The sequence below is a fragment of the Cupriavidus sp. SK-3 genome (assembly GCF_000611145.1).
GTDB lineage: Bacteria > Pseudomonadota > Gammaproteobacteria > Burkholderiales > Burkholderiaceae > Cupriavidus.
Genome location: NZ_JFJV02000170.1, coordinates 1 through 2,238, shown reverse-complemented (window position 1 = coordinate 2,238; position 2,238 = coordinate 1). Strand labels below are relative to the sequence as shown.

2 protein-coding genes are annotated in these 2,238 nt (G+C 62.2%); both read left to right on the top strand.

Going from position 1 to position 2,238, the window contains the following annotated elements; all coding sequences use genetic code 11:
• The first annotated feature begins 271 nt into the window (after window positions 1-271).
• The gene (locus CF70_RS17150) at window positions 272-853 is read left to right on the top strand and encodes a hypothetical protein (protein WP_035867062.1); all 582 of its coding nucleotides are present in this window, start codon (window positions 272-274) and stop codon (window positions 851-853) included.
• Window positions 854-1,519: 666 nt separating this feature from the next.
• Entirely contained in the window at window positions 1,520-1,912 is a 393-nt protein-coding gene (locus tag CF70_RS17145; RefSeq protein WP_051648592.1) for a bactofilin family protein, read from the top strand.
• Window positions 1,913-2,238 lie beyond the last annotated feature (326 nt).

Sequence of the window (2,238 nt, the reverse complement as noted above, 5' to 3'; positions counted from 1 at the left end):
GGAGCAAACGGCGAAGTTGCTCATCACAATGGAAGTTCCACACCAGTAGCCAACTGGTCGGCGCATGCGCAAGGCACGACTTTCTAAAGAGGATGGACTCACTGTGGAGTCAGGTCGATGCGTCTGAGACGCGAGGTGTGAGTGAATTATGCACAAGGGCACTGCCTCTCGACCACTGGAAAGCTCACGAAAATCGTATAGCTTTCTCTGTCGGTCACACTCCTTTCCTGGCCGACAATCTGGGGTGAGAGAGAACTTGCCACAAACGGATATGGCCACTTCCCAAATTGAAGCGATAGAACCAGACGACGATCCCGAAGGGGAACGGCGCAAAGCCGCTGGCCTGAAACCAATTCATCGGCTCGGCAGCGACCAGCGGATTGCCCGCATCCTACCTGAGACGGACTCCCGTGCCACGGTAGTGTACTGCTCGACGTTCGTGCGGGACTTTCTGGCGCGGGACTTCAATTTTTGCGCGGCCAAATTCGCCGTGGCCCGTGCAGGCAAGCTCCGAGCGCTAGACGATGCGTTCCGCGATGGCGAGGAGGGGCTCACCAAGGCGCTCGGATGGATTGAGGAGAAGCCCGCCCTGGACATTCCGCTCATGTCGGATCGACATCTGGTCGAAATCAAGCATCCACTGGCGGGCCGCCTAGTCCGATTGCTCAATCAGCACGACAAGATCTTCTCTCTCACGCTCTGCGCCCTCGCCGCAAGAAGCATTGGCCCAAGCGACCGCGATACCGCCATCGAGGTGGCCTCCCGCCGCATCACCCTTATCCATTCGCTCTGCATTCCGGACAACGACCAGTACACCGCTGACGGCATCCGAACGAACGCGCCCCAGCGGTAGCCCCGCGCCACCTTCAACTAATGAGGACGAACACAATGGACCTGCGCGAGATCCAGCGACTCCATGAGCATTACGCACGCCAACCCGTCACGATCGACATGCCGCCCGGCGCTACGTCAGCATCTCCCCTGGCCCTCCCATCTCCCGGCGAAGCCGCGACTGCGGCTCGTCTGCGTTGGGGCGCTCTCGGCCAGCGCACGCGCATGTTGGTCATGATCTTAGGGACGATCGTGTTGGCCGCTGCCGCTGGCATGTCCGCTGCGTCACTGGAGAAACGGTGGTCAACTGGCAACGACACGCCTCCAGAGGTCCATACGCGTCGCGAAGGCACAACTCCTGAGGCCGCGACGGCGCCAGCGATCGCGGCGGCTCCTGGGGAAAATCTTGCCGGCCCGACCCCCGGTGCTTCCGAATCCGGTGTCGTCGCAGACACCGCTCCAACGACTGGCCCGTCGATCAAGGCGAGCGACTTGACACCTGTCCGCCCGCCCGCGCCCGTTCTCGCGCCGGCCGCCACCACAGAAGGGGCGACACACCGTCCGAGCGCAGTCAGCCCTCCGCGCACGACAGTGAAGGTGCCGCCGGCCTCCCCAGATCGCCCGACGTCGCCCAAGCCAGCGTCAGCGCACGGTGGCGACGTGAAATTGTTCTGAAGGCGAGGAACCCATGGAACAACTAACTTTTAGCTTGCTTAACTACGGTATCAGCATTCACGGCGACGTTGTAGCTGACCACGGAATCTCTTGCGCAGGCCTTGTGGAAGGGAACGTGACAGTCACGCAGGGACTACTGCACGTTGCCGCGGGCTCCATCATTCGTGGAAGGGCCGAGGGAGAGCACGTGGTGATTGAGGGCACCGTCGAGGGTGGCGTCGCGGCAAGAGTCTCGCTGGTCGTGAATGGTCGCGTGAAAGGCGACATCATCTATGCTGGGACGATCCGTCTCGGCCCCAACGCCGTCCTGGAGGGGCGCGTAACTCGCACTGCAGCGCCGGAGCCGGCCACACTGGCATCCACAGACGGTGCGGAGACAGCCGAGCAACCATTGCAGGCAGCCTGAAGGCGGTGTATTGAAATTCCCAGTCCTACGCGTAGGACTGGGAATTTCCGAAAGGCGATAGAAACGCATCGTCTTCTCGCCACCGCGTGGCGACCGCCACCCCTCCAACGTGGGGGGCCAGAGAAGTCCAAAGAGTCCGCAGGAAGCAGCACGCCCCACGCTGAGCGCCGCAACCGCCGCGCGACACCGCATTCTCTCTCCGCAAAGAAAAAAGCCCGGGCTTGTGGCCCGGGCGTGTTCAGACGATAACTTCCACCGCCTCGCCAAACGGCGGCGGAGCAATCGTGTGGAGCGCCGTGGTCGACGCCCATAAGGTGGGATACGCC